The sequence below is a fragment of the Pseudomonas sp. WS 5503 genome (assembly GCF_012985385.1).
In the GTDB taxonomy this organism is placed as follows: domain Bacteria; phylum Pseudomonadota; class Gammaproteobacteria; order Pseudomonadales; family Pseudomonadaceae; genus Aquipseudomonas; species Aquipseudomonas paracarnis.
In genome coordinates this window covers 41,177-65,573 of record NZ_JAAQWI010000016.1, presented here as the reverse complement: position 1 = coordinate 65,573, position 24,397 = coordinate 41,177, and the positions used below count along the sequence as shown (strand labels likewise).

Annotated in this window: 30 protein-coding genes; 28 read left to right on the top strand and 2 right to left on the bottom strand. The window is 55.5% G+C overall.

The annotated features are described in order from the left end of the window. The first annotated feature begins 81 nt into the window (after window positions 1-81). The 9 genes from HBO10_RS29835 to HBO10_RS29795 all read left to right on the top strand — a co-directional run bounded on the left by HBO10_RS29835 (window position 82) and on the right by HBO10_RS29795 (window position 10,527). Entirely contained in the window at window positions 82-1,221 is a 1,140-nt protein-coding gene (locus tag HBO10_RS29835; protein ID WP_078466094.1) for a hypothetical protein, read from the top strand. 222 nt (window positions 1,222-1,443) lie between these two features. Next, window positions 1,444-1,995: a hypothetical protein gene (locus HBO10_RS29830; RefSeq protein WP_153045993.1), complete on the top strand. Its 552-nt coding sequence runs from the start codon at window positions 1,444-1,446 to the stop codon at window positions 1,993-1,995. 93 nt (window positions 1,996-2,088) lie between these two features. Next, complete coding sequence (locus HBO10_RS29825) at window positions 2,089-2,622, top strand: hypothetical protein (protein WP_169904013.1); 534 nt, start codon at window positions 2,089-2,091, stop codon at window positions 2,620-2,622. A 102-nt stretch (window positions 2,623-2,724) separates the two neighbouring features. Beyond that, complete coding sequence (locus HBO10_RS29820; protein ID WP_078466091.1) at window positions 2,725-3,099, top strand: hypothetical protein; 375 nt, start codon at window positions 2,725-2,727, stop codon at window positions 3,097-3,099. A gap of 91 nt (window positions 3,100-3,190) precedes the next feature. Next, the gene (locus HBO10_RS29815; RefSeq protein ID WP_078466090.1) at window positions 3,191-3,748 is read left to right on the top strand and encodes a hypothetical protein; all 558 of its coding nucleotides are present in this window, start codon (window positions 3,191-3,193) and stop codon (window positions 3,746-3,748) included. 195 nt (window positions 3,749-3,943) lie between these two features. Further along, window positions 3,944-5,824: a hypothetical protein gene (locus HBO10_RS29810; protein WP_153045992.1), complete on the top strand. Its 1,881-nt coding sequence runs from the start codon at window positions 3,944-3,946 to the stop codon at window positions 5,822-5,824. Window positions 5,825-6,022: 198 nt separating this feature from the next. After that, window positions 6,023-6,379: a hypothetical protein gene (locus HBO10_RS29805; RefSeq protein ID WP_078466088.1), complete on the top strand. Its 357-nt coding sequence runs from the start codon at window positions 6,023-6,025 to the stop codon at window positions 6,377-6,379. Between the two features lie 115 nt (window positions 6,380-6,494). Next, window positions 6,495-7,205 carry a hypothetical protein gene (locus HBO10_RS29800; protein WP_078466087.1) on the top strand — a complete coding sequence of 237 codons (711 nt, stop codon included), beginning with the start codon at window positions 6,495-6,497 and terminating at the stop codon, window positions 7,203-7,205. Window positions 7,206-8,457: 1,252 nt separating this feature from the next. Further along, a complete protein-coding gene (locus HBO10_RS29795) occupies window positions 8,458-10,527 on the top strand; it encodes a hypothetical protein (RefSeq protein WP_169922244.1) in 2,070 nt (689 codons plus the stop codon). A 493-nt stretch (window positions 10,528-11,020) separates the two neighbouring features. Here the strand turns inward: HBO10_RS29795 and HBO10_RS29790 are convergent, their stop codons facing one another. Then, window positions 11,021-11,464 carry a hypothetical protein gene (locus tag HBO10_RS29790; RefSeq protein WP_078466084.1) on the bottom strand — a complete coding sequence of 148 codons (444 nt, stop codon included), beginning with the start codon at window positions 11,462-11,464 and terminating at the stop codon, window positions 11,021-11,023. A 344-nt stretch (window positions 11,465-11,808) separates the two neighbouring features. Here HBO10_RS29790 and HBO10_RS29785 point away from each other — a divergent pair, with 344 nt between their 5' ends. The 15 genes from HBO10_RS29785 to HBO10_RS29715 all read left to right on the top strand — a co-directional run bounded on the left by HBO10_RS29785 (window position 11,809) and on the right by HBO10_RS29715 (window position 20,853). Beyond that, window positions 11,809-12,189: a hypothetical protein gene (locus HBO10_RS29785; protein WP_078466083.1), complete on the top strand. Its 381-nt coding sequence runs from the start codon at window positions 11,809-11,811 to the stop codon at window positions 12,187-12,189. A 71-nt stretch (window positions 12,190-12,260) separates the two neighbouring features. Then, window positions 12,261-12,488 (top strand): hypothetical protein, encoded by a 228-nt coding sequence (locus HBO10_RS29780; RefSeq protein WP_169904015.1) that lies wholly within the window; start codon window positions 12,261-12,263, stop codon window positions 12,486-12,488. A gap of 101 nt (window positions 12,489-12,589) precedes the next feature. Then, a complete protein-coding gene (locus HBO10_RS29775) occupies window positions 12,590-12,967 on the top strand; it encodes a hypothetical protein (RefSeq protein WP_169904016.1) in 378 nt (125 codons plus the stop codon). 145 nt (window positions 12,968-13,112) lie between these two features. After that, window positions 13,113-14,279, top strand: a complete 1,167-nt coding sequence (locus HBO10_RS29770; RefSeq protein ID WP_169904222.1) for a hypothetical protein — start codon at window positions 13,113-13,115, stop codon at window positions 14,277-14,279. Between the two features lie 249 nt (window positions 14,280-14,528). Further along, window positions 14,529-14,762, top strand: coding sequence for a hypothetical protein (locus tag HBO10_RS29765; RefSeq protein WP_069553527.1), 234 nt, complete (start codon window positions 14,529-14,531; stop codon window positions 14,760-14,762). 40 nt (window positions 14,763-14,802) lie between these two features. Continuing rightward, the gene (locus HBO10_RS29760; RefSeq protein WP_169904017.1) at window positions 14,803-15,009 is read left to right on the top strand and encodes a hypothetical protein; all 207 of its coding nucleotides are present in this window, start codon (window positions 14,803-14,805) and stop codon (window positions 15,007-15,009) included. Window positions 15,010-15,211: 202 nt separating this feature from the next. Beyond that, complete coding sequence (locus HBO10_RS29755) at window positions 15,212-15,532, top strand: hypothetical protein (protein WP_169904018.1); 321 nt, start codon at window positions 15,212-15,214, stop codon at window positions 15,530-15,532. Between the two features lie 63 nt (window positions 15,533-15,595). Further along, the gene (locus tag HBO10_RS29750; RefSeq protein ID WP_169904019.1) at window positions 15,596-15,826 is read left to right on the top strand and encodes a hypothetical protein; all 231 of its coding nucleotides are present in this window, start codon (window positions 15,596-15,598) and stop codon (window positions 15,824-15,826) included. Between the two features lie 78 nt (window positions 15,827-15,904). Beyond that, window positions 15,905-17,086 carry a hypothetical protein gene (locus HBO10_RS29745; protein WP_169904020.1) on the top strand — a complete coding sequence of 394 codons (1,182 nt, stop codon included), beginning with the start codon at window positions 15,905-15,907 and terminating at the stop codon, window positions 17,084-17,086. A gap of 107 nt (window positions 17,087-17,193) precedes the next feature. Then, the gene (locus tag HBO10_RS29740; protein WP_169904021.1) at window positions 17,194-17,802 is read left to right on the top strand and encodes a hypothetical protein; all 609 of its coding nucleotides are present in this window, start codon (window positions 17,194-17,196) and stop codon (window positions 17,800-17,802) included. Between the two features lie 96 nt (window positions 17,803-17,898). Continuing rightward, on the top strand, window positions 17,899-18,525 hold the full coding sequence (locus HBO10_RS29735; protein ID WP_169904022.1) for a hypothetical protein: 627 nt from the start codon (window positions 17,899-17,901) through the stop codon (window positions 18,523-18,525). Window positions 18,526-18,729: 204 nt separating this feature from the next. Then, window positions 18,730-19,263, top strand: coding sequence for an N-acetyltransferase (locus HBO10_RS29730; protein WP_011923042.1), 534 nt, complete (start codon window positions 18,730-18,732; stop codon window positions 19,261-19,263). 365 nt (window positions 19,264-19,628) lie between these two features. After that, window positions 19,629-19,766, top strand: a complete 138-nt coding sequence (locus tag HBO10_RS29725) for a hypothetical protein (RefSeq protein WP_169904023.1) — start codon at window positions 19,629-19,631, stop codon at window positions 19,764-19,766. Between the two features lie 354 nt (window positions 19,767-20,120). After that, window positions 20,121-20,423, top strand: coding sequence for a hypothetical protein (locus tag HBO10_RS29720; RefSeq protein ID WP_169904024.1), 303 nt, complete (start codon window positions 20,121-20,123; stop codon window positions 20,421-20,423). 55 nt (window positions 20,424-20,478) lie between these two features. Further along, complete coding sequence (locus HBO10_RS29715) at window positions 20,479-20,853, top strand: hypothetical protein (protein WP_169904025.1); 375 nt, start codon at window positions 20,479-20,481, stop codon at window positions 20,851-20,853. Window positions 20,854-20,910: 57 nt separating this feature from the next. Here the strand turns inward: HBO10_RS29715 and HBO10_RS29710 are convergent, their stop codons facing one another. Then, on the bottom strand, window positions 20,911-21,594 hold the full coding sequence (locus tag HBO10_RS29710; RefSeq protein WP_169904026.1) for a hypothetical protein: 684 nt from the start codon (window positions 21,592-21,594) through the stop codon (window positions 20,911-20,913). A gap of 254 nt (window positions 21,595-21,848) precedes the next feature. Between HBO10_RS29710 and HBO10_RS29705 the strand changes: the two genes are divergently transcribed. From HBO10_RS29705 to HBO10_RS29690, 4 genes are all read left to right on the top strand, one after another. Next, a complete protein-coding gene (locus HBO10_RS29705) occupies window positions 21,849-22,484 on the top strand; it encodes a hypothetical protein (protein WP_169904027.1) in 636 nt (211 codons plus the stop codon). A gap of 206 nt (window positions 22,485-22,690) precedes the next feature. Continuing rightward, window positions 22,691-23,095 carry a hypothetical protein gene (locus HBO10_RS29700; protein WP_169904028.1) on the top strand — a complete coding sequence of 135 codons (405 nt, stop codon included), beginning with the start codon at window positions 22,691-22,693 and terminating at the stop codon, window positions 23,093-23,095. Between the two features lie 72 nt (window positions 23,096-23,167). Beyond that, window positions 23,168-23,755, top strand: coding sequence for a DUF262 domain-containing protein (locus tag HBO10_RS29695; RefSeq protein WP_169904029.1), 588 nt, complete (start codon window positions 23,168-23,170; stop codon window positions 23,753-23,755). A gap of 110 nt (window positions 23,756-23,865) precedes the next feature. Next, a complete protein-coding gene (locus HBO10_RS29690; RefSeq protein WP_169904030.1) occupies window positions 23,866-24,357 on the top strand; it encodes a phage protein NinX family protein in 492 nt (163 codons plus the stop codon). Window positions 24,358-24,397: the final 40 nt, after the last annotated feature.

Below are 24,397 nucleotides of genomic sequence, written 5' to 3'. Positions count from 1 at the left end.
TAAAACCTGAAGGTTCGCAATGTGGTGGTGGTGGCACAGTCCGGCACTAGCGAGGATGGGTCACCGACAGATGGAGTAACCATGGACACGACATTAATAGCCGCGCTCACCAACCGTGGCGCTATGCCATTTGCGAGAAAAGTCGCCCGCGATATGCGACAGGGTGCAAGCTTAGACGACGCCATTGCGTCCCGAAGCGTCCCAGCAGGGGTATTGGTGGATGTCCGATTGATCATGTTTGCCGTCCAGGCTGGATGGTTTGAGGTTCCCGCGGGCCCAGACCTGACTTTCAGCAAGGCCCAACACAGCAGGCTCACAGCCCTCAGCAGCAGAGCCCCGTGGCTTGGTGAGCTAGTCGATGAGGCGGCAGCATTCGAGGCAATGCGTGCAGACCGAGCTCATGGTCGGGCGCGCGCATTCGGTGCCAAGGCATTACCGAACTTCCATTCATCCGCCACAGCGGCGATGACCCGCCTCTCGAGACTCCCACGAGATCATGTAGCAGGTGAAATCACACTCGAGCTCTGGGTCCAAATCCTTTTAGATACCCAGTCCGTGGCTAAATACATCAGGGCACAGATGGATTGCTTCCGTCCAGCCTGGATGTGGGAGTCGGCTTATTCCCTAACAGAGCAAATCGAACGGCTTCGTGAGCACGACTGCATGCATCTCTTGCTCGACTACGTGTCTGCAACGAGGAATCGGTACATCGACAGCTTTGAGCGCAAGCTGCTTGAGGACGTTCAGTATCGTGGTATGAACCCTTCGGAGTACGAGCAGTGCTGGGCGGCTGAGGAGATGCGAAGGGTCAATGAGCAGCAAGCCCACTGGAAGGAGGTGTTTGGTCTCGTTAGGCGTCTCGCAGCTGTCCTTGATGGTGTGAAGACCTACCACCAGGGCACGCTAACAAAAAGGCTCAGGAAGGAATCGAATGGCGCATTCCGGCTCCAACGTTCAGATCTGGATAGAGAGGCCCTCGTCGTAGAGGTCAAGCTCAACTACTGTGTCGGGCAAAGCGCAAACCTTCAGACCGGCTTTGAATTAGTGAATTACTGCCTAGCGCTGGCGGACGAGATAGAGGTGGAACCCCCGACCTTCTCTGGCTACCTGTCTGCATGCGATAGGGCCAAGGCCCGCGTGGCAAACCTGGTAACGCCACCACTCGACACAGCGTGCTCCACCCGTCGGCCACCAGACGACTTTGACGAAGCTGCTGCCTAACTACCCGAGCCGCTCTAAGAAGCGGCTTTATCATGTCAAGGCTCGCATTCATTCCCTCGGTCTGGGTAGGTGTCTTGCCTTGAGTTTGGACGGGGTGCAGATCCTGAGCTCGGGTCTAGCCTGCCTTTGAGGCTCCCCATCCACACTGAGACACTAGGGTTTCTTGAGGATGATGAATTTCCAGTCACCAGGTGCTTCTGGCACTGGGATACAGGGTTGACCATGGAAATCATCAACCTCTCAAGGTCAATTCAGATGTCTCTACACGACACCATCCACACCACCCTCCGCTCAACCGGCTACGTCACCAATGGCCAGGCCAGCGACCTCGCAGAATCGGTTGAGAACCTCATCTACTTGCGCGAGGCTCAACTCAACAGGCAGATCGAAGCCTTGAAGGCTCAGCTTGATAGCCTGCACGCCCTGATTTCAACTGCACAGGAAGGCACGGACAAGATGAACGCCGAGGCGTACAACGCCCGAGCGGTAGCGATATTCAAAGCCATCTCAGCGCCCGGCCTGCTTCTGCCCGTAGACGTGGAATCCTTGGCAGCTGCGGGGCCTAAGACAGGTCGTGTGGTTATCGACTGTACCGGCCCAATTACCATCAGCGATGCCTACTCCGATCACCCCTTGGATATCGTAGTGATCGTTCGGCCCCTCAGCCAGGAAAGCGATGCTAAGAAGCATGATTACCTCGAGCGCTACTGCCACGGCGTGGGCAAAGAGGATGCTATTGCGGATGCGTTTGAGGAGGCAGAGGCCGCCATCTAGGTTGGAGAGAATTTCCAATCAGGGGTGGTTCTGGCACACCAGCATCGCCCCCAACATGGTCCCCATCAACTGATCGCCAACTAGGTTACGAACATGCCCGAAGCCAATTCCCCTCAAGCCATCAAGTTCACCAGCTTTTCCGTAGCCCCATGCATTCGGGTTAACTACGACAATGATGTGGTCTACCGCACCATCCACCCGCAGCAGGAGCCGTCCGCGCTTGCATCTGTGGCCTCGCTCAACTGCTTTGATGACCACGAGATGGGGCTGACCCTCGTGAGCGTTGAGGCTGAAGGTGTGGATGGGCTAGTGGTCGCCCCGGAGGGCTCTGAGATCTACGACATCGCTCATGGAGCAGACCGCACCGAGATCAGCTTGTGCAGCGGGGAGTACGGGGGTCTGTACTGGCGCATCCTGGCATTTGTAAATGGCAGCACCAATCCCGAGGACGCATACCAGATGATGGTAGGTGACTGCGAGTCGACGGTGCGCTCGGCCTGTGCTGGCCTTCAAGGACTGGTATCCCTCCCCCAGGCTATCCGCATGCACAACGACAAGCTGGACGCTGATGAAAAATGCCCTGATGGTGATGACTACAACGATCTTCTGAAACTCGCCGGCGTTTAATGCCGCTACTTCCCCCGGCCCGGCACACACCGGGCCTTTTTGTTGGTCAGCGCTATCCCAGTGATAATGTGCCATAACGGTTACCAAACTGAGGCTTCCTACGTGCCCGATATCGACCCTGATGTTGCTTCGCTGAATGCGCGCCTACGTCTCTCCACCCTCGCCCCTCACCGGCTAACGCTCGCCCAGTTTCTTGAGCACGGAGACGCTTTGCCTGTTGTGGGCAATCCCCGCAGCTGGGAGGTCAGTCACGGTCGTTTTCTGACCTGGGCAGAGGCAGACAGTGCTGAAGCCGCGCTGAGGCAGATACACCGGCGTGAAGTGGAAAGCTCGCTGAACTGGAACAGCGCAGGAACAAGTGAGAGAGGCTATCTACCGTCGATGCCAACACAAGACGTACTGGACGACTACCCGGATCTGAAGGTGACCTTCGCAGAAATCCTGACTGGGGCGGTGAATCTGCCCGAGGGCCGATAACCGTCACTGGCAAAGTATGACTCACCCGCTTCTGGCACACCCTTCAGGGCATGACACTGGCTCTATCAACACAGAGCCGGGAGGCCATACCATGCAGAACGTCGAAACCAACACTCATGCTAATACCCAAGCAGCGGCCATCGCCCCTCACCTGCTTACTCAAGCTCAGTTCATCGCCACCGCCCAGGCAGTACCCCTGCTCAATCATGGGCGCAAGTGGGATGTGCGCATGGGGAACTACAACTCCTTCTCGGATGCTGACACAGCTCAGGCTGCGCTGATCGATGCCCACCACGGCGCCGTTAACAACGCCCTGTTCCTTAACGAGGCGGACGCACCAGAGATCCCAAACAAGCCGTCGGTACCCTCGGCCGAGGTTCTGGCCAGCTATCCGGACCTCATCGAGCAATACGCTGACGTGATTGCGTATTCTCAAGGCGAACGGAGCATCGCGCTGCCGGCGGTGAACAAAGCTGAATTCGATGCCGTACTGGCTGCCCTACGGCTGCTTGGTGCATCCATGACGGGTGGCCTTGTTCGCCCATGTGATGGCGACATCGGAGAAATCCTCACGGACAACGGCACCCACGAAGGCCTTACTGCCGAGGGTGTTGATGCACTCTGCGAACGTATTCAGTTCGACTCCTAACGGAGGGTAATCCCCCTATTTTCAGATCCACTCTCTTTCGCCCAGCACTGCTGGGCATTCACGCGCGTGATTGTTTCATCAGTCCTCTAACTCAGCGGTTTGAGGGTGCCCAATTGGGTGCCTGAGCAGGTGCAGTGATGGCAAAATGGCTCGCAACTGGGAAATTCACTTCAGATCTAGGATCTAGGATCGGCAATGGCAGCACCAAATGGATTCAAAGCAGGTGACATCGCGCATTCGCTCAAGTCAAAAGCTGAGCATGCCTTTGGCTTAGCAGTTACAGATCCATTCGCGATCAAGGAAATTGAGAATCACAGGGCAGACGTCACTTATACGGTCACCGCTTCGTATACAAGCGAACCCGAGAGCCGTCAGGTTCAGTACGCGTCCGGCCCGGCTTACAAACGTGAGTACATCGGTGAGGTCCTGGCGCAGCGCCACAAACAAATATTCAGTGATGCTACCTACACCCGCAACCTCATGCAGGGGCAACTAAAGGGCAATCCCAACCTGTACCGCAGCCCCGTCTCGAAGCATTTGATCCTTCGTGATGACTCATATTGCTACAGCGTGGAGGACTGCCGGGGTTGCGGCGGATCAGGCAAGAATGATTGCTCCACCTGTAACGGCACGATGTACCACACCTGCCGCGAATGTAATGGCCAGTGCCGGATGCATTGCACAAACTGCAGCGGCACCGGGAACACCTCACACAGTCGTTATTGCCCAGGATGCGGTGGCTCTGGTGCGAGAATGGGCGACCGCTGCAACCAGTGCTACGGTACCGGCAAATCAGGTAGTCCGTGCTATCGCTGCCACGCTACAGGCACCATGACCTGCAACGGGTGCAATGGCGGTGGCAGACAGAACTGCCGGCAATGCAACCTGGGCGAGGTTCAATGCAGCAGTTGCAGGGGCGCATGTCAGCTTACGTACGAATACAACCTGAACGTCTATGCCCAGACTAAGGTGTCATACGGCTGGAAAAATCTCACTGCGCCTTGGCTTGCGCCAGCCTTAAAGGAGATGATGAACGCACCCGAGTGCAGCACCATCTTCAGTGTCGACCGCTACGAGCTTGCCAATGAGAACCCGAACGTGTTCGTCGGTACCGGCCACGTCCTAGCTGCGCAAGCAAAGGTCGGATTCCAAGGCATGAGCGGCACCTGCCAGTTCATTGGCCCGACGCTGGTCCCGGTGTTCCTGGACAATATTCTCAGCGGGGGTTTCAAGACAGCATTGGAGGGTGTGAAGGATCATAAGAACCTCAAGGCGGTATTCCAAGCATCGAGCAGCAAGATCGCTCGCGAGCTAATCACCGAGCAAGCCAAAGGCAAAGATATCAATGATTGTTCGCCAGTTCGTAAGGGAATCATCACACCGAACGACGCAACGACGTTCTCCATGGCCCGCCACCTCTCCACGCTCCATATCATGACTACCTTCAAGCAGTTCCGCTGGAGCGCCGTATTTGGTTTGGCCAACTCGATGTTCGCGGTGCTCTTCGCCTTATACGCGCTAATGAGCATCCTTCATTTGGATGCAACCAATGAGCACAGCAAAGGCGAGTGGTGTCTTGGGCTTTTTGCGATTCTCGTTGACCCCAAAGGTGTAATGGAGGCATTCATGAGCCCAATGGAATATTTCATTGACCAGTTCAGGTACGGCATCGACTACCTGCTTATCACGTGCTGGATGCTCACAGCGCTGGTCTTCAATCGTTTCACCCTGCCCCTGCTCGCACCGAGGGTGTGGGGGTGGACTTCTGGTTCATTCCTGAGGATGGGAATTCTAGCCGTGCCGAGCATGGTGGTTGTCCAGATGCTCATGGCTTTGCATCCATCCCAATTCGTGCCACTGCAGTTCTCATCGCTGATTCCGACCTTTCACGTGAATATCGGTCAGGTGTTCGTGTGGGTAGTGGTGATCACTCCGCAGATCTACCTGCTCTCCCTAACGATTTCCATCATTCGGTACAAGGCTGCCGGAATTCACTGGGGAGAGAAGATGATGAGGCTGATGCTCCAAGAGGAAAATACGAAGGGCATTCGACGGGTGTTCTTGGAGAAATCCTAAGCACGCTATCGGCACCTACGAGCACAACACAGAACACCTGAGGCCCAGCTTATGCTGGGCCTTTGGCATTCTTGGGATGAATCGCTCCCCATCAGCGGATTCGGCCGATTTTCGAAGGGCGCCGAGGTTCTGGCACACCCAAACCGCCCCGACAATGGATCCCATCAAAAACGAACTCGCCCTCTACTGGAGCCACACATGCCAACCCTCCTCGAAAACCAGCAGGCACTGACTGGTGCAGGTTTCGCCCTCTCCGATTTCAAATCGATTGCTGGTGCTGATGGGTCTCTCAAATTCACGGGGCTGGATGGGTTTGAGGTCGTTGAGACTGGCGGGGGCTGCTTGGCTATGCGTCGCAACGCAGGCGAGTTCTACATGCTTCTTACGTCGGAGTGTGGCTCAGATGTGCCCGATGAACAGGACTGGGAGGAAAACCTGATCGGCATTTACCGTGAGGACGATGATTCCGAGGTCATGTGCATGTCAGCCCGCGATTTACTGGACTTGATCAACAAAGATACAAAGCCCATCGACATCGAATCTCTGGATTCATAAGCCCGATTGACGGCCTGTAGGCTGAGTACACCCCGCCTGCCCCATTCGCTATCTCGCTGGTTCTGGCACGCAGGAGCTCGAGGCATCCTGGTACCAACTTCAAAGGGAGCTCCCCATGCAACTCACCGTCAAATACACCTACGTCGAAAACATCATCCCGCCACGCTGTCGCAATCCCCGCCGCGCTCGGTTCGACGATGGACTTGAGGTTGTAAACCTCCGCGAGATCCCGCGCGAGGCCGCGCCGGTTGCAATCATCAGCGCCAGCAATAGCAGCGAGCCGCCAATCGAGTACCGCTGGTTTGACGGTCAACTCTGGACCTCCTGCAGCGTGTACGGTTGTTCGCGCCAGGCGCGCACATCGGGCGGTACTGACTACGACTACGCTGCTCCGGGGACAGAACTCTCGCTAGTGACCGACAGCGTCAGCATGAGCCGCCACGATTTAGGCATCTTCGTTTCTGTGAGTGAGGGGAAGGTGGCCATCGCTGACTACCTTCACGGCTGGGCTAAAACCCTCATCCTCATCGATGGTCAGGTCTACCGCCCCGCAGGCGAGCCGCGCTACGTGGTGATGACCTTTGGCCTAAGCAACAACCACGGCGGTACCGCAGTGCTGTGTACTGACATCTCGAACACCAACATTAAAGAGCAATCCTATTTCTCAGTCCTGCAATTCGAACAGGCAAAGGACTATGCAAGCCGAATCGCAACAGCGCGCGGAGACACCACCAAATTCAGTGCAGATCCAGGTTATACGTTTGAGGTGCTGATCCCTGAGGCGGTTCGGATCAGAAATGACTACAAACAAGAGGCTGCGGCGTGATCGAGGGTGCGGGTACGCTCAAACGCGTAGAAAAGCCTGTTACCGATCACGTCTACATCAATCATCCGGCTGGGTTTGCTTGCCCGTGGTGTGCATCATCTAACGTGACCTTGTCCGGTACCGACTTCACATTCGGCGGGGACTTCATCGGTCAACAGACTTCGTGCGATGACTGCGCTGAGAAATGGGAGACCATCTACACACTGTCTGGCTACGGTTCCTGAACACGAGCCTTGCCGACTATCCACCGGTGGGAACCGATAGGGTGGGGATCTCGAATCCCCATCTCTGGCATGGGGCCTGTGTCTGGCTTCGACGCAAGATGGGAAATCCCCCATTCACGTTCACTATGAAAATCACAGCCCTGACCTTGGAATCGGCCCGCTGTAACGGCTAGGCATATCGGCCTCAACTAGCTCCTCCGGCAAGCCGGGGATTTTCATAGACCCGGTTTGGCTAGCCCCCTGCAAAATCGGCGTTAAACTTTGCCTATCCACTTAGACTTGGATCCAAGATGGCAAACGACAATGACGCAAGGAACGCGGATTCCATTTGGACGCCAGCAGCCGTAGCCCTGCTTGGCAGACTAACCGACAAGGAAGTGGCGGCCCAACTTCGGATCACAAAATCGGCAGTATTCCAGGCGCGCAAAGCCCGGGGCATCAAGACGAGGTCGGGGAATAAAGTGTGGACGGAAGAGCACTTAGCCTTACTGGGTAAGATGTGCGACCAATCACTCGCCTACAAACTCGGCATCCCCAAATCCACAGTTACCTCAAGAAGAACTCGAAGCTCGATCCCGCCCCTCAATGTGCCTACCGAAGCTTTCGAGCTCCCTGCAGAATATCTGACGCGTCTTGGAAAGGTCTCTGACGCAAAGATCGCTAAGGCTGTGGGTGTATCAGCCCCGACTATCAGTGCATACAGGCGAAGGCTCGGGATCGGCGCAACCGTTGAGTTTGGTCACCCCAGTGAGGAACTCAATGATCTGCTGGGTAAGGACACAGATTCTAATCTGGCCAGGCGCTTTGGGGTCACTACCGCCTGCGTTTGGCTCAGGCGCAAAAAGGCAGGCATCCCACCTTACACAGAAAGCATTAACGCTACGCGCCCAAGGGAGGTCCAGAACATATCTCACCTCGCAGAGTAACGCCGATAACGCATTAGGTTCTGGCACGCCAGCTATAACATCAGACTGGACTCATTGTAGAAGCCCCTCGAGGGCACACCCAACGATCCAGCGAGTCCATGCATGAGCCAATACACCCTGCCCCAGCGACCCGGCGAAACAGCACTTGTGCTGTGGGAACGCCTGACCGGTAAGCCAGTTGAGAGCCTCAGTTTTGGTTCGGACTTAGATGGCTTTAGCCTCTACTACGCCAACAAAGAAATCAACGCGGCGATCAAGACAGGGGACGAAGCCATCGTCAACCTGCTCATACGCTCACAGATGCCCCTCTATGCCAGAGCGGCGACCTTTCCCCTCAGTGAGTACCGGAGCGGCTCAGAACGCATATCAACCATGCTGGAGGCTATGAGCGAACTGGATGCACTGTTCGCAGATTCAGCCATAGGCAGGCTACATGATGAGTACCTGGACTATGCTCAAGGCTCACTGGCCTTCTACCGAAATCTGGACAGATCAGCACTCTCCGCTGAGACACTGGAGTTTGTCGCTACACAGGCCGGAGGTGTTGGCCTCGACGCGCTTCACAGCATCGACCGGCTGACACGCCTAATGATCAAGGACGGTGTTCCGGCCCCAGCAGGGGAAGCGAAGCTTGGACGAAACATCTACGACATCGGACGTATCGAAGACCTGCTGGTTCATGCCCACCAAATACCCACGGGGTTCTCCCTGTGTGTCATCCGAGGCAAAAGCATCGCTAGTAGTTACTTCGTCATGGTGGTGCGCACCGGCTCACGCATCCTGGCGCTGACCGACAAAGGCAAGTTCGAGCACCCTCTCCAAGAAGAACGCATGCAGGCACGCAACGATCGGTTCAACGCCCAGCGTATCGATGGCAGTCACTTTCCCTATTCCCTGCTCAAGATTCAGTGGATGGACCGGGGCCGGACAGCCCTGGAGAGTGAGCCGCGCGCAACCAACCTACCCGCCGCGGCCGGACTGCCGGTCCTGGCGGACATCAGCGAGCTGGATGACCGCGAGTTGCTCTGGCTTCAGCTGTTTATCGACCAATGCCGCGCACGCTACTTCGACCAAGGCAAGTCCGAGCCATTGCTCGCAACAGGTTCAATGTTGAGCCTCGGGCACAAACTTGCAGAGAGTGGTGATCATCTCCCAGCGCTTGCTGGCCGAAAGCTGGATCTGGTTACACGCGCCAGCAAGGATCTGACGGCCGCATGGTTCTATCAAACTGAGCCACAGTGGGAAACGTGCGCCAATCCGAACCTCTGGATGGAAGATCGATTCGCCGCCGCAGTGCCCGCGGAATGCCTGTACATCCCTGAGACAGTGATACAGGCCGGCCAGCTCCAGATTGGCATGGATGGGCAAGGCGAACTGACCATGAACCACGGCGAGCCGGGCAAGGGGCTGTTCGTGGCTGAATTGAAGTCGATTGCGATGAACACCCTGGACACCCCGGAGCGCATCATCGCTGACGCCCACTACACGGCACGTCACAACCAGGTCGAAATTATCCGGGGCCTTGCAGCTGCAGACTACGCTCACCGGCAGATTCAAGTGCAGGAATGGTTCTACAAGGCCGTGGCCAAGAATCTGCCCGCGATCCTGGATGACCTACTGCTAGCCAACCATGCACGATTCCGTCTGCCTCGTACGGAGAGTGGCCGCCCAATGATGGGCGTGAACGGCACCAACATGCGACACATTGGGTATATCTACGAGCCACCCAGCAAGCAGCACGCCCCCGACCGCCGCGACAAGGTGCGCCTGGAGCACTTCATTGGTGTCACTAACAGAGCGGCATTTCAGTGGGATTGCTACCTTCAGCCTGGGGAGCACGTGCAGGCCAATCTGTTCATCACCGTGAGTACCGACACCATCCACGACATCAAGGTCCTTACCGGCCTTTCTCTTGCAGACATCCCGGCTGAACTTCATTCCCGAGGATTGGATATCTACACGGGGAACCACATCCTCACCCGACTGGATCCTCTAAGTAGGATTCGGAACCCATGGGCAGGTCTGACACTGAGGTTCCGCTTGCCCGTCAGCTTCAAGGCATTCAAGGCCTACCGCGCGGCGCACGGGCTTACCACGCCCACTCCCGGGGCACTTGTACAATGGGGATTGGAGGGCGGCCTAGCTGCGCACACCGAAGGGCTGACGTGCTGAGTGGTCCTGCGCAGCAGCTTCACAATCAAGCGGAAAGGAGAGGCACCCCTAACCGTTTCCGCTTCAAATAAACGGTGCTTACGCTACACCCGAGGCGCTCAGCAAGAAGCCGATCGGAGCAAGTGCCGAGTTGATTTATAGCGTCCTCAGTCCAGTCAAAGAACTTTTGATGTCGCAACAGCGGCACTTTCTTCTTTTCACGCATCCGGGCTACCGCGTTTTTAGTAAGTCCAAATCGGAAGGCGATAACTAAATCCGACTCCTTCCCGAGTAGAGCAATTCGCTCCGGTGTCCAGAAAACCCCGGCGCTATACCTCCAAGCAGGAATGCCAAGTGCGATTCGTTTGTACCTGACAGCGTGACGCGAAATACCAAGCTGTTCAGCCAGTGCGCTATCGGAAACCCCACCCAACAGTGCGATTGCCTCTGCCCCCCATTCAAATCTGTTCTCAGGCACTCAGTCCCCGATTTACTTTTAGTGTGTGTGAGCTATTTACTGGCGGATATGGGCAGCTGTGGTGATAACGAAGAATCCTTTCTCGCCAACCTCACCTTTCTTTAGTCCTAGAATCCCATCTTTGTCCCAGATGAGGCCTGGCATCTCTGTCACTATCAAGGAACCGTCAGCCTGCGCACAGGCGAGGTTTGCAACCCCCTCCTGAGCTTTTAACCGGCCATTTGTTCCTCTGGAGACCCGGATATTAAACGCACATTTACTCTCCTGTAGCTGATCCGCGACTTGGCTTGCAAGCTTAGTCATCGGGCCTTTCTCATCGCCCAAGGAACCCCAGTTCTTCACGACGCCGAAGAGTAGGTCTCCGGGAGTGCTGACGATGAAAGGGATAGGGGTGAGTGCCGGAATCGCGATCTCGTTGGTAGACGCAAATGCCGGCGCTGCGAGAACCAGCAGTGCCATTCCCCAAAATGCTTTCTTCATTGGTGATCCTTCAAACATAGGCTTTTAGAGGATGTAGCTCAGTACGGCAGTTTAACGCCCGGGCCAGCGTCATCAAGGCAAACCCCACCCTTGAAATTCCACCTGAGGAATCGATGACTGAGGCAGCGCGAGCAAGACGGACTTTATGTGCGGGCGGAAGTCCAAATGGCTCCCCGGCCGCCGTCACTTAGCGCCTTATCTGCCCAAGGTAAAGCCTGAAGCATCAAGAGCGTTTGATGGAATGTAGCGAAAGCTGGGTGCGAAAAAGGAAGCCCCCAGTTGGGTTGCAAGGCGTAGTGCCCGACTGCAACATCACCGAATTGCTTTCTACCTGGAATGGTCCAATGAGTGTGCAGGACAGCGTAACCGCCCCTAAAAGCCGGAAGGCGTTGCGGAAGGTTTTCAACACCATCGGCTTTGCCTCCGCAAGCTGGGCTGCCTACGTTGGGGGCTTTGTGGTGTGCTATGTAGCGTTAGAGCCTGTCACTGACCAAATGTCGGTGATGATGCGATTCACTACGTACATGGCTGTTACGGCAGCGATTGCATTGGCTGAGCACCTGTACCTGCAACCCTGGCACGGCTCACGAATGCTGAAGAACATCGCTGAGAAACATGGACCTAAAACTAGCGCTCACATCTACGGCCTGTTTGTGAACGAAGACCCTAATAGACCCCGCATCAATATCCCCGAAATCGCCAAGCAGTACGGCGAGCGTCCATAACCTAGCCTGGGATGGTGAAGTGAATGGAGCCTGCTAAACCCGCACTTGCGCCTTGAAAGGAATGATTGGACATGGAATGCACCTGCTGCAACCACAAGACATCGATCGTCAAATACTTCCCCGATACTGGAATCGTGGCCTGCAGGGTCTGTCAGGATCTTGGCATCGACACCCCTAAACCCACCCTCCGCGGGCTGGGATTCTTGCTGCGGTCAAAATGCGAGACCTGGCCGGAGGGGCGCCTCAAGTCGAAAGCTGCTGCACTGATCGAGCACGACCGTGCCCTGGGAAACGGTTAAAAGCCATAGTTAGGGCTTCATAAGCAAAGCACCTATGACCATCTTGCGAGCAGTGCACTGTCAGAACGGGCACATTCAGCACCACGGAGTTAAACCCACCAATGCGCCCCCCTTCACAAGACTTCATCGTATGGATGAACGCTGAGTTTTACTCGCTTTATCGCGTCGACCAGAATCAAGCCATTTCAGCGGCTAAAAATATGGTTAACCAGGTGCGGCCTGAAGATCAGGCGCAATTGAGATCGACCCTTGAAGCAATGGCCCGAAAGAACAAAGGTTTTGCCAACATTTTCAACAGGCGTGAGGCATATTTCGTTATAGGGCTGGTGTTGGCTGCAATTGGCACCTACGTCGCTGGAGGGTGGGCGGCCTGCTGCGCCGTTGTGGTCGCCACCGTGACACCTGTTGCAATGTCGTGTATCCACAGCTCCCGTAAAGCAACTGCGACAATTCAACTGATCGCAGCGCTAAAGCATTGATCGAGCGCGGCCTATCCGCCATACCGAGGCTAGACCAGAGTCTCATCCGTAGCTTGGTGATGTTGGACGCCGACTCTGAATATCTCGAAATATCCGCTACACTATAGATTATAGTCTTTCGGATATTTGAGGATATAGCATGAGCATCAGTCAGAAACGCCCTATCTTCCAACGCCCTGCGCTTGCAGAATCTCTGGCGCGAGATGTCGCCGGTGAGTCGTTTGTCGATTATAGCTCAGGCCTGTTCCTGGCCGCGCCTCGGCGCACTGGCAAGAGCACTTTCCTCAGAAACGATTTCATCCCCGAATGTGAAAAGCGTGGCTGGCTGGCAGTGTATGTCGACCTTTGGGCCAACCGCGAAACTGACCCGGCCGAACTGATAGCTGGAGTGATCGGGTCTGCCTTGGGGGAATTCGACAGCCCTGTTAGTAAGGCTGCCAAGAAGATCGGCATCGAGAAAGTCAACCTGTTACGGACCCTCAGCTGGGACTTCTCAAAGCCTCACCTGCCTGCCGGCACTACCCTTGCGAAGGCGCTGGACGTACTTCACAAGGTCTCAGGCCAATTGATCGTACTCATTATTGATGAAGCTCAGCATGCCCTAAACAGCGAGAGTGGATTGAACACCATGTTCGCCCTCAAGGCAGCACGTGATCACCTCAACAGCGGCGTGGGGGACGACGGGCTGCGCCTAGTCTTCACCGGCTCGAGTAGAGACAAGTTGGCCAACCTGGTGCTCAAGAGCAAGCAGCCCTTCTACGGTGCCAACATCACTCCATTCCCATTGCTGGGAAAAGACTTTGTCGCGTTCGCAACGGAAATCTGGAATGCCCGCCTCGCATCCAGCAATCAGTTTAGCGTTGAGGATTTGGCTGACGCATTCGACCTTGTTGGACACCGGCCTGAGATGTTGAATCAGCTCCTCACTGAGGTAAGCGTCGGTTTAGGCGAGGCCAGCAACCTGGGTGAGTTACTGCGCACAGGCGCGCTGAACCACCAAGCAGGAGTGTGGAGTGACTACGAGAGCGCCTTTAACGGGCTTTCCCCTATCCAACAAGCGGTTCTTGAGGTCATGGCCGAGCGGGCGATCAGCAAACAGCCATTCGTGCCCTTTTCAGATCAAACATTTCAGGACGTGAACCGAAAACTTGAACACGCTCAAGTCGATGCCAATGCCTCAACCCCTAACGTACAGAAGGCATTAGACGTGCTGCGGGACAAAGAGCTGGTCTGGAAGGCAAACCGCGGTGAATACGCCCTTGAGGATATCTCTATGGCTACCTGGCTTACCCGCAGCTCCAGTAAGTCATAACGGAACCGCCTGTTGGGGAAATATCAAATATTGCCCTGACAGGCTTGCGGTAGCGCTGCACCACCATCAGACGCCCCAAAGCTGACTGTTCGGTTGGTGGATCTCATCTCATCAGGACAGATCAAAGATAATGGACCGGGCGTAAATCGCCGCACCCTCACAGCGGGAATGGAAAATATCGTCATTGGTAGCTTCTGGCACACAGCAGTCGCCTACAACATAGGCACATCAGCTTATGGAGTGCTCGCAATGTCCGTCTACCTTTGGCCCCTCGTAACCCTTCCGGCAGTCATCACCGAACCAGGTGCGTACATCACTCGGGGCGGCGAACGCGTCACGGTAGTTCGTGCAACCCAGCGCCACAGCTTCGACTGCAACGGCTTCTATGGTGAGGATAGTGCGGCGATCGCTGAAAGCTGGCATCGCAGCGGGCGCCTCTATTCGAATGTCGAATGCATAAACGACATCGTTCGGCGGGTGTGAACCAAAAAGAAACCAGTCAAACAGCCTACAAGGAAAAGGAATGGCCACCCTGACATTTTGTGACTTCGATGAGGCCCTTGAGGCCGTAGAGAGCGCACCAACAGAGGAGGCTCTTTCCGCACTAATCGACACCATCAACCAGCTGTTTGAAAGCGACTGTCTCGAGGTCACACCTCGTGACTGGGCACACCTCGCATCTGCAACTATGTTCCGCACCACACAACTTCGGGATACGTCGCCGCAGTAACCAGCCGCTGCGCTCCCCCACCCCAAATCCCTGCCAGTCGGGGCTTTGTCATTTCAATTTCTCGCCCCGCATCCGCATTGCTTCAAACCCTTATGACGGGATCCAATTCTATTGTGTAGCCGCTTCTGGCACGCGCCGTTCACCCTCAGTATTTGCCATATCAAGAGGTAACCAACCCTCGGCAAACCGTAAGGGCTCGAACATGATCTCCACAAATGACCGCAGCAAAGATATCGAAGACGTCGCAGTTCTAAACCATGCCCTCATCCGCTACGTTGAAGCGAACCAGGAGCGCACTGACGAATCGCTGGTGTGTGTCGGCTATGCACGCATCCTCACCCTCGCCGACCAAGCCGCGGCCGAGATCGCCCTCCAGAGCACTGACCAAGGTGACGATTGGGATGGAACGCTTTGGTTTGAGCGTATCGAGTCCATCGATGAGGACAGCCTAGCCGCAGCCCTGCTGGCCGACGGCGCAGATGTTAAGTCAGTAGTCCGCGATTGGCTCTTGTCTTTCGAATGACCAACTCACTGATGGTCATCATGATGATTGGTCATCGCATAGCAGCCGCGGACTGGACAGATCATGGCCAACAATATGCAAAAATGCTGGGAGTGGCTGCATGAGCGCAGTCGATTCGCTTCCGTTCAAATCGACTTCAACCGCGACCACACCTACAAACAACACCGTGCCGTTTGGCACGTGGAAGGCTTCGGCTGGTGCGAAGCGAAGGGCCAAAGCTTTGAAGAGGCGGTAATGAACTCTATCAACACTCGCTTTGATACAGAAACCCTGGAATATTTCCCGGCTGAATAACAGGCCAGCCGCAGCAGCCCCTACCTGGCACCTCTGTGACGGTGTCAACCCTCCCATCAACTTCATCGCAGGTGCTTTTTGACAACGATCACATGGGATCTGAAAACCCTCAGCGCCGACACTCTGGTGAGTGACAGCGCAGCGATGGTGCAGACCGGCTTCATCGCCCAACGGGATTGGTCACTGAAATCCAAGCTTTGGGTCCCAGTTAAACCCCTCACGTTTGAGCACTCGCCTATCGTCGCCGTGGGCGCATCCGGAAACGTTCTAGTAAGCAACTTGATTGTTGACTACCTGCTTGACCGGAACCTGCCTGCTGGTACCACTAGGCCTTTAACTCCGCTGGAGGCCGATCTCGCGGCCCACGCAACGGCTATTCTTGGAATCCATAATCAGGACGCATCGTTTCTAATCCTGACTGAAAGTCACTGCTGGCGCCTCAAGGTGTTCCCCGGAAAACCCGTCGATATCAGCGACGTCACTGCCCACCCGACTGCGATCGGCGCAGGCGCCAATGTTGCGCAGCCGTGCCTGGACGCAGGCCTAGACGGAATCAAGAGCATTATTGAAGCGGCTCGGCACACAGATTCGGAAACCAATTTCTCCATCGACTATGTTGATCGGACATCCAGTCCCACAATAAAACGGGCGCGGCAGTCATGCACAACCCTCAGAGACCCACAGCGTCTGAATCGGGTGATTACTCGATCCATCGCACTCATCGGTGGGGGACTCACCGCAGTGGGTGGCATTGCCTTCCAGACTAGCGGGTTTACAGGGGGCGCTCAGATGCTGTTAGTCGCGCTCAGCATGGCTGGGATCGTGGCCACAGTATCCTCGATACTCACATCTCTCTGGGACACCAAAGGAGCCAAATATCACCTGGTGCCTATTGGGGTGATGGCGTTGCTGCTAGTTTGGAGTGTGAGTCAGAGCTTTCTTGAGGCACACCGGTTGACACCCCTAATCCTGCTCTACTTCCTCACAGTTTTCGCTATGATTATGCTGCGGATAAAGTGGCCTTGGGTAAGCCGCCCGCGAAATGCGGTACATCTAGGGGCCAGCTTAACGCTGGGTAGCTTGCTCGCCGCGCTGACACTCTTTTCTCAAGCCCCCTACGACTGGCCCTTGCTTATTGCAGGCACGATCGGCGTTAGTCTTGGGTACACGGCAACTCTGCTGACGGTCAACTACATGATCCGAAACTTCTCCCGCCACCAGGTAATCATTGAGCGAATTCAAGAGAGTCAGAATCCTTAGTCAGGAATTTAATCCCCCCGCTCAGGCAAGATCCTCGGACGTGCACAGCACAAGGGCTATTCGAGCAAATGAATTCAGGAAAGATATTGGCTGTGGGATGTTTCGGCGTGATTCTGATTGCCCTCGGCTTTGATATTGCAGTAACCCGCCCCTTCGCAACGATGTATTTCGTCGGTTCAAACCCCGCCTGGGGCTTTGGTCCGAGGGAGCTTGCACACTGCGTGGGGTTCGCAGGCTGCACCCTGGTAGGGTGGGCTTTGATCCGGTCGTTTTCCACGCAACGAGGCCGTCGCGCCAACCTTATGGTCGCATTGACGGGCCTGTGTGGATTCCCTCTGTTCCTGTCATGGCCCGCTTGGATGCCTTTCCAGATGGAGCATGGCTTGCGAAAGTTCATCTGCACCATCGTCATCCCTTTCTACCTCATAGGCTCAGTCATGTTGCGGCAGTATGTGAAGGACTGGCCTTCACTTACCCGGCCGACGCAAGCAGCGCTCATGAGTGCAGGAATGATGTGGATTTGGTCACTCACATGGGAGGTGGGGATCCAGCCTCACGAATATGTTTATGAAGGTCCTCCTCGGGGATACATCCAGTGGGCACAGCTGCTTTCCGACTTCGTAGGCATATGGGTCCCAGCATTGGGGTTGATTGGCCTGCGCCACCACATAGCAAACGATACCCCATCTGCGGTTTCGAAGAGCGCAGCCTTGTAGATCCCCTAGCGATCCAGAAGTGGCGCCTGCTTCTGGCACACCCAAAGGCCACCCATGATTGCTCCATTGAACAACTCAAGTCTCTGGAGCCAAATTATGAACGCAGCATTCCGTGAAGCCCTCGCCGCCCGCTTCCTGTGGACGGACTACCTCGTTCTCGAAGCCATTGGCGCATCTGAACCTCAGACCGATACCGCGTACCAGACCGCTTGCAACGCAGTAGATGAGCTCGCCTCGAACGACGTGCTTTCCCACCGCCACTACGGCCCTGTTGCCCCTCTCCTGCTGCAGGATGTTCCCTTGCTGGAGGACCATTACAATCTCGCGTACGAGATGTATTCAGAGCTCTACTACAAGAACTATCACGACGGATCTATCGAGGTGATGCAGTCGCACTGGCTACCACCAGTCAAACCGCTGGATCTTCCCTATTCCCAATGGATGGCCGCAGTTACTCGCGCGATTGCCGACCTGATGCAAATGACCTGTGCCGAAGCCGCGGTTGCTACGTTTTCTTTTGATGAGGACTTTTTCCATTCATGGAGAAACCAGGACCTGCCAACTGTTGCAGCTGTAAAGATCCATGAGTCTTACAAGCGCCATATCGCAGGGCTGGGTGAAATCGAGCTCGAAGAGTTCATGCATGAGGTTGCCCGGGATATTGAAGATGTCCGCCAGCAAGAAGACCACCACTTACGTTGCGATTGCACCGACCATTCTTAAGTCGGTGTCGCCGGCTAACCCCGGTTCAATTCCTATGTGAGCGGCTGAATAGCTGGGGGCGGACTTAGGGAGGAAAACGGACATCCACCAGCAGGAAATGTCCGTTTCCCGCCACATCCCCAGTCAGGCACGTAGCGCAACCCCTGTGAAAGTATAGAAAAGCCGTTATCCTAGCCACGATCCGAATCCCGCTGCTGGTTACCAATGTCCAAGAATCGTGGCAACGAATACCGCTACCAGATCCTGAGGTCTGAAGCACGCAAGGCAGCCCAGGCGCTGGCGCACTCAAACGAGAACCTTAAGGCCCGGGGAATAGACACTACTCAAATCCGCTTCGATAGCATCACGCCAGTGGAGATCGAAGCCTCGGATCTTTGGGGTGATGAGGCTACCCTCTATCCTTGGTACGATGTGCATCATTGGAAGCAGGACGACACGCGCGGCTTCGATCTTTCGCTATGGTTTGGTCAGGAGCTCTGTGGGCTCTGCTACGCCACACCTCGAAAGAGCAAGATCTGCATCAAGATCGTGATTCTCGAGGGCAAGCCAGACAAGTCGCACCCCCTACGAGGAGCCGTGGCTGCGCTGGCGCTGACCGCAATCGAGAACTACGCCCTTATGATCGGTTGTACGGAGATCGAGGTCCAGGAGCCTGCAGCAGGTGCTATCCCGGTCTATGAGAGCCTGGGGTTCGCCTTCGATCCGACGGACCGGCTTGTCATCTCTATTGAGCAGTAATACTATCCACCTAAATCCCGATACCCGAGAGGTGTCTATGCAGAAGCCAAAGCACGAACCGAAACCAATGATGGCAGCACGCTTCCAAGCAGAAGCTCGTGCGGTCCTTGCTAATCGTTCCGTGAAAGCCAGCCGTTTTCTGGACGTAGCAATGTCCAAAGGCCGTGATTTCGAGCCCGTTGGCCGCCTCGCTGGCTGACAAGCATCATTGATTTCCAAAGAGCTGCCCTGACGGGCGGCTTTTTTTGTGCCTGCAATTCACAATACCCCCGGCCGGGTTCGTGGATCCTCCATAAGCATGCTTCTGGCACGCTTGCGAACGCCTCAATATTGCCCTCATTAACTTCCAAGAGTGTGGAGAGATCATGAGCAAGGCTGAAGAAAGAACAATGAAATCACTGCGAAACTGGTGGGCTCAGGGCAAGGCGACGGCCAAGCAGGTCCGCCAGTGCATGGACCTGGAACAAAAGGCTCGGGTTGAGCAGCTGAAATCCCCACTCTGAATCCCAACCAACTGGCTGTACTGGCCGGCCCCGGCTATTCAAGGTAGGAATTATGAGTAAGTTAGCAGCGCTTTTGGGCCCCGCGGACGAGAAGACGCCGTATCAGCGTGGACGTGAAGCAGGCCAGAAGGGAGACCCGGGGCCAGCCTTCCCCAATCCGGATTCGACCTGGGAAGACCGATTGTACGCCCGCGGTTGGTCACGAGGCGCAGATGATCGGGCTGGCCAACGGAGTTAGTTGCCGTCCAACAAAAAAGGGGCCCATGCGGCTCTTTTTTCGTAATGAGGGTTCTGGCACAGGGTAAGTGGCAACAAGATGGCCATATCAAATTCATCTCATGCAAGGAATTCAATATGGCTACCGCCCACACCATCACACTCGCTTCGGGACTGGCGGTGCCTGTCGTGCAGTACAACTCGACCATCAACGGTAAAGGGTTCTACGTCAGCTTCAACGACCACGACATGTGGATCTATGGCTGCGACACCACTGCGCTAGTGCGTGATCAAATGGATGGGTTCTACATCCTCAATGGTGATCACCGTGCAGCCTACGCATCGCTTATCTCGCAAGGCTTTGAAGCGTGCATGGATTACTTCAAATCCAACATCGGGATCGCAAACAAACGTAGCGACCTTCCGCCGCAAGCCGCCTGAGCCTGATCACCCCACCCTCACGCCCGGGCTCGCCTGGGTCTCAAGGATTCAAATCATGAACCCTGGTCAGACCATGAGTATTCAATCTCTCAAAAGCAACTTGATCGGTGTTATGCCGGTCCTCGATGCGAACCTAGCCGCTGCGCACAGTGAGTACATGGCCGGCGACATACCTGCCGGTGCTTTTCACTATGTACGTTCACGTCATCTGACTGCCTGCGCAGTAGTCTCCCGCGATGACCTTGAGGCCGTAGACGCTTACAAGGCATGCGCGTTCTTAGCGATAGATCTGCGCAATGGAATCAAGGAGCTGACCGAGAGTGTGAAGGACCAGGTAGATGCTTGGTGGCAGTGTTATCGAGATGCGGGTTTTACGGAGCTTCACCCGTTTTTTGAAGCACCTATGCTGCCTTCTACGCCTATCAATTGAGCCATCTCATCAAATTCCAACCCGGTGCCAATGAGACCCGGGTTGAGTTCTTTGAAATCAGTTAGGTCTGAGTGCCGGCACCAACCTGACCAAGTCCAGCCTCCCCATCAACCTCGCGTAATCCTCTGACCACTGGCAGTAGTTCTGTGCGTCACCGTCACCCTCCCCTATCAGCACCAACTGGTGATACACAAGCCCGGTCATCATCGGCATGTGCCGGACTACTGGAGTGTGCTGCTTGCCGGAAAAATAGACCGACTCAGCAAAACTCAGAAGCTCAGATGGGTTTTGGCTTTTGCGATGCTGAGAAGGAAGGATAGTGGTGTCAATGACACACCCATTTTCCAAGGTGATCCAGGCATGAGCATTTATCGGCCGGCCTACAGGACGCCCATCCTGAAAGTCCAACCCATAGCCCCCGGCGACGTCGCGCTGCAGCTGCTCTAGGTCAAGGCCCACATAGAGGCCATCAACCAGCTCGATGTCTCCAACAGTGACGGTATGCCGGACACCCAACTCAAGCAGGATGTATGACAGCTCACGGGCGACTCTGAAGCATTTCCCTGGCAGCACGTCGGTATGCGGGAGAAACTCCGAGAAGTCACGAGCGATCGCATCAACAATCTGAGGTATGTCGATCTTCAACCCTGGAGTGATCCTCAGCGGGTAGTTCGACAATCCACCTGCAATCGCATCGGTCCGCACCATGGCTACCTTGAAAGCGTCTATGTACTCGTGCATTGGTACTTGCTCCGGCGAATCAGTGTCAATGGGCGATGACGATACAGATCGACCAAGGATCAAGCGACCCCAGCACACCATTCCCTGGGCTGGATAACGACCGCATTGGTACCCCACCTGAGGTATTGGAGGTTCGATTAGGCGTGCATTCCAAACGTTGGGGCGGCAGCCTTATTTCCCCCTTGGGAGGTTCTGGCACACTTAGTACGCCCTGATGATGGTTCCACTGTCCAAACAGACTCGGAGCCTCAACCATGAACCCAGCATTTCAAGAAGCCCTCGCCGCCCGCTTGCTCTGGATCAATGTCGCTGCTTTTGCTGGCATCGAAGGGTGCGAGGCTCAAACCGAAGCCGCCTTGGAGGCTGCCTACAACGCGGTGCACGATCTTGCGTCGAATGATGTTCTGACCTACCGCCACTATGGCCCCTGCGTGCCAGTCTTGCTTCAAGACATCCCTGAGCTGGCAGACCAATACAGCCTTGCTCACGAGCTCTATACAGAACTGCATGAAACCAACGTTAAGAGCGGATCGATTGGCAGGCTCTCAGCCAGTTGGTTGCAACCTGAGCCACATGAACACTTCTCTTACACAAGCTGGCTTGCTGCGGTCGATATGGCTATCGCTCAACTCATGGACGCTCGTGTCGGTACGGTTGCACACATTCGCCAAGGGCATTACCGCACAGTGATGCACCAATGGTCACATGGAGAGTCGCCGGTCGACACGGCAGAGGAATGCATTGATGCCTACGAGTGCAACCAGGAAATGTTGGAGGAGGAAGCCCACCGCGCGTACTGCCAGGACATTCACGACACCTATGCGTCGATTGAAGCAGATCTCTGGGCGGGATGGCGTGAGGAGTGTGAAGACCTGGGGCTTGCGGCCTAACACCGGTGGCTAGCGATTCAGTTCGTCAGACCCAATTTGCGAAACCGAATACCCAGTTCTCAGCTCATAGCTCATAGCTCATAGCTCATAGCTGGGATTCGGGCCATGCCAATCCGTCATTTTCAACGAGATGGGGGCTTCTGGCACACCGAATCCTCTACGAATATGAGGCCAATCAAATGCGACCCTTCAGAAAGGAAATATCCATGAGCGCCCACATCCCGGACTATCGCCCATCCGTTGGCCAGACTTTGTTTATGGGATACATGAACGACCAGCCCTACCTTGTGTCTGTAACCGGCTACCACCAAGACGCCCGCTTTACGAAAGAGCAGATCGAATTCACTGTCTGCAAAGACGGCAAGGCGCACAGCTCGAGCATCGATCTCTTCAAGTTCTACCCGGACGCCCCGATCGATAGTCAATTCGTCTTCTGCGTGGTGCAGACGTCATTCGATGGGCGGGAGCTTCTTGAGGTAGAAGAAGCCTACTTCTTCGATGCGACAACCGCGTTTGCGCACAAGACCAGCCTGGAATCTGGCGTGATCAAATCCCGACTGGATCTGCATGACAAAGACCGGACCTTCCGCGTACAGGTTGAGATGGTGTAAGCCTGGCTACCACCGACATACTGGCCCCACAAAAGTACGGACACTGGTTGTCCCTGAATACGGATTACAGCAATGGCACGTCAGATCAGCGAATTCGAGCAGCAACTGAATAAACTCATCAATCCACTGCGCACCGCACGCTGGTCAGCGGACTACCGCTGGGATGGCTTGGAGCGCGCATTGAGTGGTCTCGGTGAAGATTATGGTGGATTGGAGATGATCCCGGACTTCCAGCGCGGGCATGTTTGGACACACGATCAGCAAGCCCACTACATCGAAAACTGTCTGCGCGGCGTTGTACCTGTCAGCGGTTTGCTGATCCAGTTCAATAGCGCTAGCTGGAACGAAATCGCCAAAGCAGATACCGATCTCCCGCCTGGACTGCAATGCGTTGACGGACTGCAACGCTTTACTGCAATCACCGAGTTCGTCAAAGGCAACGTGAAGCCATTCGGGTTCACTGCTAAGGAGTTGATGGGCACGGCGTACAGCGCACGGAAGTTCTACGTGAAGGTCGCTGTCTATGACTTCACCAGCCGCGAGCAACTGCTAACGCAATACCTCGACTTGAACGCGGGCGGCACGCCGCATAGCGCCAAAGAAATTCAGCGCGTGCGTGAGCTGCTGGAACAAGCCAAGAAAGTCGTCGACCCCAACTAACCGGGCGAACCCTAAACCTGGAACGATGGAAATGTCGGCGATGTTTCGGCTTCTGGCACACCGCCAATCAAGGCAGCATAGAGGTATTGATTCCAGCCGAGGACACCGAAATGACCGCCCACGCTCCCATCCTGCCCGACCAGTCCCAAGCACTTTCGGGTTTCGTACGAATCTATCTTGAGGAACTGGACGGTCCAGCCCTGGACTGGGCGGTTGCTCAAGCGGCCGGGATCAAGGTTCAGATAGAGTGCCCCCAATACCAGAACCTCACACGAGCCTATCGCGTTACCTCGCGGGGCTTGAGCCTGTTCAAGCCGAGCGCAGACTGGGCTCATGCCGGCCCGTTGCTGCGCGAATACCAGGTGGCGCTCAATCCAGAGGCTCACTACGGGGCCGAAGGCACTGAGAACTCCGAGCGCTGGATTGCAAACATCTACTACAGCGGCGGCGAACAATACACCACTGAGCCTGCGCGCAATGAACTCGTAGCGCTTTGCCGTGCCGTCGTTGTCACAAAGTTCGGGGACTGGGTCAGTGTGCCAGTTGAATTGAGTGTGGCACCGGAAGCGGCGTACCCAAGCACAGACGTTGTCATGCCATAAGGCATATACCCATAAAAACCCGCAAGGGGGTTTTCAATGA

Bases quoted from the DNA above. Each gene is read 5' to 3' on its own strand.
- HBO10_RS29835 (WP_078466094.1), top strand. From the start codon at position 82: ATGGACACGACATTAATAGCCGCGCTCACCAACCGTGGCGCTATGCCA.
- HBO10_RS29830 (WP_153045993.1), top strand. From the start codon at position 1,444: ATGGAAATCATCAACCTCTCAAGGTCAATTCAGATGTCTCTACACGAC.
- HBO10_RS29825 (WP_169904013.1), top strand. From the start codon at position 2,089: ATGCCCGAAGCCAATTCCCCTCAAGCCATCAAGTTCACCAGCTTTTCC.
- HBO10_RS29815 (WP_078466090.1), top strand. From the start codon at position 3,191: ATGCAGAACGTCGAAACCAACACTCATGCTAATACCCAAGCAGCGGCC.
- HBO10_RS29810 (WP_153045992.1), top strand. From the start codon at position 3,944: ATGGCAGCACCAAATGGATTCAAAGCAGGTGACATCGCGCATTCGCTC.
- HBO10_RS29805 (WP_078466088.1), top strand. From the start codon at position 6,023: ATGCCAACCCTCCTCGAAAACCAGCAGGCACTGACTGGTGCAGGTTTC.
- HBO10_RS29800 (WP_078466087.1), top strand. From the start codon at position 6,495: ATGCAACTCACCGTCAAATACACCTACGTCGAAAACATCATCCCGCCA.
- HBO10_RS29795 (WP_169922244.1), top strand. From the start codon at position 8,458: ATGAGCCAATACACCCTGCCCCAGCGACCCGGCGAAACAGCACTTGTG.
- HBO10_RS29790 (WP_078466084.1), bottom strand. From the start codon at position 11,464: ATGAAGAAAGCATTTTGGGGAATGGCACTGCTGGTTCTCGCAGCGCCG.
- HBO10_RS29785 (WP_078466083.1), top strand. From the start codon at position 11,809: ATGAGTGTGCAGGACAGCGTAACCGCCCCTAAAAGCCGGAAGGCGTTG.
- HBO10_RS29780 (WP_169904015.1), top strand. From the start codon at position 12,261: ATGGAATGCACCTGCTGCAACCACAAGACATCGATCGTCAAATACTTC.
- HBO10_RS29775 (WP_169904016.1), top strand. From the start codon at position 12,590: ATGCGCCCCCCTTCACAAGACTTCATCGTATGGATGAACGCTGAGTTT.
- HBO10_RS29765 (WP_069553527.1), top strand. From the start codon at position 14,529: ATGTCCGTCTACCTTTGGCCCCTCGTAACCCTTCCGGCAGTCATCACC.
- HBO10_RS29760 (WP_169904017.1), top strand. From the start codon at position 14,803: ATGGCCACCCTGACATTTTGTGACTTCGATGAGGCCCTTGAGGCCGTA.
- HBO10_RS29755 (WP_169904018.1), top strand. From the start codon at position 15,212: ATGATCTCCACAAATGACCGCAGCAAAGATATCGAAGACGTCGCAGTT.
- HBO10_RS29750 (WP_169904019.1), top strand. From the start codon at position 15,596: ATGGCCAACAATATGCAAAAATGCTGGGAGTGGCTGCATGAGCGCAGT.
- HBO10_RS29735 (WP_169904022.1), top strand. From the start codon at position 17,899: ATGAACGCAGCATTCCGTGAAGCCCTCGCCGCCCGCTTCCTGTGGACG.
- HBO10_RS29730 (WP_011923042.1), top strand. From the start codon at position 18,730: ATGTCCAAGAATCGTGGCAACGAATACCGCTACCAGATCCTGAGGTCT.
- HBO10_RS29725 (WP_169904023.1), top strand. From the start codon at position 19,629: ATGAGCAAGGCTGAAGAAAGAACAATGAAATCACTGCGAAACTGGTGG.
- HBO10_RS29720 (WP_169904024.1), top strand. From the start codon at position 20,121: ATGGCTACCGCCCACACCATCACACTCGCTTCGGGACTGGCGGTGCCT.
- HBO10_RS29715 (WP_169904025.1), top strand. From the start codon at position 20,479: ATGAACCCTGGTCAGACCATGAGTATTCAATCTCTCAAAAGCAACTTG.
- HBO10_RS29710 (WP_169904026.1), bottom strand. From the start codon at position 21,594: ATGCACGAGTACATAGACGCTTTCAAGGTAGCCATGGTGCGGACCGAT.
- HBO10_RS29705 (WP_169904027.1), top strand. From the start codon at position 21,849: ATGAACCCAGCATTTCAAGAAGCCCTCGCCGCCCGCTTGCTCTGGATC.
- HBO10_RS29700 (WP_169904028.1), top strand. From the start codon at position 22,691: ATGAGCGCCCACATCCCGGACTATCGCCCATCCGTTGGCCAGACTTTG.
- HBO10_RS29695 (WP_169904029.1), top strand. From the start codon at position 23,168: ATGGCACGTCAGATCAGCGAATTCGAGCAGCAACTGAATAAACTCATC.
- HBO10_RS29690 (WP_169904030.1), top strand. From the start codon at position 23,866: ATGACCGCCCACGCTCCCATCCTGCCCGACCAGTCCCAAGCACTTTCG.